This window comes from Streptomyces sp. XM83C, assembly GCF_023072675.1.
GTDB lineage: Bacteria > Actinomycetota > Actinomycetes > Streptomycetales > Streptomycetaceae > Streptomyces > Streptomyces thermocoprophilus.
In genome coordinates, this window is the sequence record NZ_JALLGL010000394.1 from 1 (window position 1) to 4835 (window position 4835).

At 74.2% G+C, this 4835-nt stretch carries 5 protein-coding genes and 1 pseudogene; 4 read left to right on the forward strand and 2 right to left on the reverse strand.

Translation table 11 applies throughout. The features are described 5' to 3' along the window. Positions 1-421 (forward strand): helix-turn-helix transcriptional regulator (locus MTQ10_RS27900; protein ID WP_247473067.1); only part of this gene is annotated, 421 nt, incomplete at its 5' end. Positions 422-587: 166 nt separating this feature from the next. Beyond that, complete coding sequence (locus MTQ10_RS27905) at positions 588-1109, forward strand: DUF4240 domain-containing protein (protein WP_247473072.1); 522 nt, start codon at positions 588-590, stop codon at positions 1107-1109. An 83-nt stretch (positions 1110-1192) separates the two neighbouring features. Here MTQ10_RS27905 and MTQ10_RS27910 read toward each other — a convergent pair whose 3' ends face one another. Then, positions 1193-2023: a peptidoglycan recognition protein family protein gene (locus tag MTQ10_RS27910; RefSeq protein WP_247473068.1), complete on the reverse strand. Its 831-nt coding sequence runs from the start codon at positions 2021-2023 to the stop codon at positions 1193-1195. A gap of 185 nt (positions 2024-2208) precedes the next feature. On the opposite strand from MTQ10_RS27910, the gene MTQ10_RS27915 reads away from it, so the two are divergent. Next, positions 2209-3393, forward strand: coding sequence for a MarP family serine protease (locus tag MTQ10_RS27915; RefSeq protein ID WP_247473069.1), 1185 nt, complete (start codon positions 2209-2211; stop codon positions 3391-3393). A gap of 337 nt (positions 3394-3730) precedes the next feature. Here the strand turns inward: MTQ10_RS27915 and MTQ10_RS27920 are convergent, their stop codons facing one another. After that, positions 3731-4219 (reverse strand): GNAT family N-acetyltransferase, encoded by a 489-nt coding sequence (locus MTQ10_RS27920; protein ID WP_247473071.1) that lies wholly within the window; start codon positions 4217-4219, stop codon positions 3731-3733. 70 nt (positions 4220-4289) lie between these two features. On the opposite strand from MTQ10_RS27920, the pseudogene MTQ10_RS27925 reads away from it, so the two are divergent. Continuing rightward, positions 4290-4772: pseudogene (locus MTQ10_RS27925) on the forward strand (NAD-dependent epimerase/dehydratase family protein); the annotation flags it as partial. Positions 4773-4835 lie beyond the last annotated feature (63 nt).

Below are 4835 nucleotides of genomic sequence, written 5' to 3' on the forward strand. Positions count from 1 at the left end.
GGAGATTGGTATAAGAGACAGCTTCCGGACGTACCGCATCGACCGGTTCACCGAGGTCGTACCGCTCGCCGAGACCTTCGTGCGGGACGCGGAGTTCGATCTGCCGGGTTTCTGGGCCGAGCAGGCGGACCGGTTCGCCCGGTCGATCTGGCGGGGCGAGGCCGTGGTCCGGCTGACGGAGGAGGGTGTACGGCGCCTCCCGCACGTCGTCGATCCGCTCGCCGCCCGTGAGGCGCTGGCGTCGGCGGGCGCGCCGGACGGCGAGGGCCGGGTGACGGTGACCGTGCCGGTGGAGTCCGAGGAGGTCGCCCACGCCCAGCTGACGGCGCTCGGGCCCGAGGGCGAGGTGCTGGCCCCGCGCGCCCTGCGGGAGCGGCTCGCGGCGGACGCCCGGCGGCTGGCGGAGCTGTACGGGGCGTGACGGCCCGCCGTGGCATCCGCCCCGGCGTCCCTCCCGGCATCCGTCCCGGCGTCCCTCCCGGCGTCCCTCCCGGCGTCCGTCCCGGCGTCCGTCCCGGCGTCCGCCGTAACGATCCGCCGCACTCCGCGTGCGTCCCGCCCGCCATGGCCCGATGCTGGAACCCGTGATGGACGAGACGCGGTTCTGGGAGTTGGTGGACGCGAGCCGGGAGGCCGCCGAGGGCGATCCCGAGGAGCAGGCCGACGCGCTCGTGGAGCGGCTGCGGCAGCTGGACCCGGAATCCGTTCTGGACTTCGCCCGTCACTTCGAGGCCCGCTACAACCGCGCCTACCGCTGGGATCTGTGGGGTGCCGCCTGGGTGCTGCTCGACGGAGCCAGCGACGACGCGTTCGACTTCTTCCGCTGCTGGCTGATCGGCCAGGGCCGGGAGGTGTTCGAGGGCGCGCTGCACGACCCGGACTCCCTGGCCGACCTGCTGGACGACTTCGACGAGGAGGTCGACGGCGACGGCGAGGAGATCGGGTACGCGGCCGACGAGGCCTACGAGGAGCTGACCGGCGGTGTCGCCCCCGATCTGGGGTTGCCGCCGCAGCCCGCGGAGCCGGAGGGCACGCCGCTGGACTTCGAGGACGAGGCGGCGCTGGCGGAACGCTTCCCCCGCCTGTGGGTGCGGTTCCGGGGGGACTGACCCCCGCTCCGGTGCCCCGCGGGGCGGTGTCCGCAGGTCGGCGTCCGCGGGCCGGTGTCCGCGTGCGGTGTCCGCAGGCAGGTTCAGTCGGCCCGTACGACCCTGTCAGGGCCGCTGGTACGGCCCTGGAGGGCCGCCGCGCGCAGGCGTACCGCGGGCAGCCGGTCGGCGAGCGCAGGGCCGGGGCAGCGGGTCATGTAGGCGTCGCGGTGTGCGGCGACGGCGGGCAGCAGGGCCGTCGTACCGCGCGGATAGCGGCTGTGGCTGTTGCTGGACACCAGCCGTACGCCGGCGCGCGGGTCGATCCCGGTGAGGCCCAGTTTCCAGGCGACGAGCGCGGCGATCGCGTCCGTCATCGCGGCCGGCACGGAGGCGCCCTCGGTGAAGGTGCCGATGGCGGCGATCCCGGCGGTGCGGTGGTTGAAGCCCTGGGTGTGGGCGCCGGTGACGGGCCGGTCGATGCCGCCCGCGCGGCTCTCGTAGAGGGTGCCGCATCGGTCGACGAGGAAGTTGTAGCCGATGTCGTCCCAGCTGCGGTCGCGGGTCTGGCCCTCGTACTGCGAGCGGATGATGCGGGGCGTGTCGGCGCAGTCGTAGTCGTTCGGCGAGTCGGTGTGGTGGACGAAGACGGCCACCACCCGGTCGTCGTAGCGGGGCGGAGGCCGGTCGGGGGCGCCGGTGTCGTGCAGCCACACGGAGCGGGGCAGGATGCGCGGCCGGGGCGCGGTGTGGCGGCCCTCCGACCGGGCGGCCTGCTGTGCGGCCGTGGCCCGCTCGGCGGCGGCCCGGCGGCCGGCGGCGTGCTCGACGCCGCCCGCGCACACGGCGAGCGCGACGACGGCGGCCAGTCCGGGCAGGCAGCCGAGCACGGCCTTGAGCGGGCCGGGCGTCCTGCGGGGTCTTCGGACACGCATGGTGCCACTGTCGGCCGATTCCGCCGCGCCCGCGATGTGCGCTGTGCCACCCGGTGGAACCATCGTCCCGGTCCGTGACGTTTTCCGGGGTGGATGCGCGGGCGCCGACCGAGCCGTCGGACGGCGTGTGGCTGATCACCGGGCCCTTCCCCCACGTATCAAGGGTCCGAGAGAAAGGCGGCTCCGTGGACCTGCTGGACGTCCTGCTGTTGCTGGTGATCCTCGTGTACGCCGCTGCCGGGTACCGGCGCGGGCTGGTGGCGGGGTGTGTCTCGCTCGCCGGGTTCGTGGGCGGTGCCGCGCTGGGCGTGTGGGTGCTGCCGTGGGTGACAGAGCTGGTGTCGCCGGGTTCGGCGGCGGCGACGGTGACGGCGGTGCTCACGGTGCTGGTGCCGGCCGTGGTGGGCCACGAGTGCGCGGGCCGGTTGGCGCTGCGGCTGCGCCGGGAGCTGGACCGGGGGCCGCTGCGAGTGGCCGACGGGGTGGGCGGCGCCGTCGCGAACACGGTCGCGGTGCTGATCGTGGCCTGGGTGGCGGGCAGTGTCCTGGCGGTGTCGGCCGCGCCGCCGCTGACCGGTGCGATACGGGACTCGCGGCTGCTGGGCGCGGTGCAGCGGGCGATGCCGGAGACCACGCCGGGATGGTTCTCACGGGCCACGTCGGCGCTGACGGAGGCGGGCTTCCCGCAGGTGTTCAACCCGTTCGAGAACGAGTCGACGGCCCAGGTGGCGCGCCCCTCCGGGGACAACGTGACGGCCGCCGCGACGGAGGCGGCCAAGGCGAGCACCGTCAAGATCGAGGGTGTCGCGGGCGACCAGGGCCGCGAGGGCAGCGGGTTCGTGTACGCGCCGCAGCATGTGATGACGAACGCCCATGTGGTGGCGGGCATCGACGACCCGGGCGTACGGGTCGGCGGCGTGGGGCGGTCGTACGAGGCCCGGGTGGTGCTGTTCGACCCGGACCGGGACGTGGCGGTGCTGTACGTGCCCGGTCTGCGCGCGCCCGTGCTGTCCTTCGACGACGACGCCCGGCGCGGCGCGGCAGCGGTCGTCGCGGGCTATCCGCAGGACGGTGCGCTGGATCTGCAGGCGGCGACGGTGGCGAACCGGGTGCACGCGCGGGGTCAGGACATCTACAACGACGGGCCCGTCACGCGGGAGATCTACGCGATCCGCTCCACGGTGCGTCCCGGCAACTCCGGCGGGCCGCTGCTGACGACGGACGGGCGGGTGTTCGGGGTGGTGTTCGCCCGGTCCACGTCCGACCCGGAGACGGGTTATGTGCTGACCGCGGCGGAGGTGAGGGAAGCGGCGGAGCGGGCCGCCCGCGCCACACGGGCGGTGGACACGGGCGACCTGGTGACGTCGTGACCGACGGCCGACGTGACATCGGGGACGGCCCGGCATCGGGCAGACGTGCGAGCCCACGCGACACCAGGAACGGCCCGGCATCGGGCAGACGTGCGAGCCCACGCGACACCAGGAACGGCCCGGCATCGGGCAGACGTGCGAGCCCACGCGACACCGGGAACGGCCCGGCATCGGGCAGACGTGCGAGCCCACGCGACACCGGGAACGGCCCGGCATCGGGCAGACGTGCGAGCCCACATGACACCGGGAACAGCCCGGCAATGGGCAGACGTGCGAGCCCACGCGACACCGGGAACGGCCCGGCATCGGGTACGGCCTGACCTGCCACCGGCACGGCTCAGATCAGCCGCATCCCCATCAGCACGTCGTCCGCGTAGGTGCCGTCGAGGAGGAACTCCTCGGGCTGCACGCCCTCGACGACGAAACCCTCCGACTCGTACAGCTTGCGAGCCCCGGTGTTGTGGCCGAGGACACGCAGGGTGATCCGGCGGTAGCCGCCGGTTCGGGCCTCCTCGACGGCGGCGCGCAGCAGGGCGCGGCCGACGCCCCGGCCGCGGGCCTCCTCGGCGACGGCGAGGCCGCCGATGAACCGGACGTGCCGATTGCTCTCCAGGGGGGTGGGGTGGCCCAGGCGGATGTAGCCGACGAGGCGGCCGTCGAGTTCGGCGACGAAGTGGTCCCCGGGGCCGGCGGTGTCCCGGAAGAAGGGCGCGTCGGGTGCGGGACGCGGGGAGACGGCGTGCTGGTACGACCAGGTGTCGTGGTCGAGGCGGCGCAGGGCCGCCTCGTCCTCGGGGCGGGCGGTACGTATCGACAGATCGGGCATGCGACCACCTTACGAGGGGAAACCGGGTGTCCCACCAGGGGTTTTCCCTCTCGCCGGGCAGGATGAGGTCATGCAACGTTCACGGATCGCGATCGCCGGGTCGTCGGGGCTGATCGGCGGCGCGCTGGCCGCGTCGCTGGAGGCGGAGGGCCACGAGGTGGTGCGGCTGGTGCGGCGCGCGCCCCGGGAACCGGGAGAGGTGCGCTGGGACCCGGAGCGCGGGTCGGTGGACGCGGCGGGTCTCGAGGGCTGCGACGCGGTGGTGAACCTCGCGGGGGCGGGCATCGGCAACCGGCGGTGGACGGAGAGCTACAAGGCGCTGATCCGTTCCAGCCGGGTGGACGGCACACGGACGCTGGCGGAGGCGGTGGCGGGACTGGACAGGCCGCCGCGGGTGTTCGTGAACGGCAGCGCGATCGGCCTGTACGGCGACACGGGTGACCGGGAGGTCGACGAGAGCGCCCCTCCCGGGCGGGGTTTCCTGCCGGAGCTGTGCGTGGAGTGGGAGGCGGCGGCCGTGCCGGCGCAGCGGGCCGGGGTGCGGACGGTGTGGGTGGTGTCTCTTATACACATATGACGCTGCCGACGAAGCTAGAAGTGGTACACACGGGGGGCT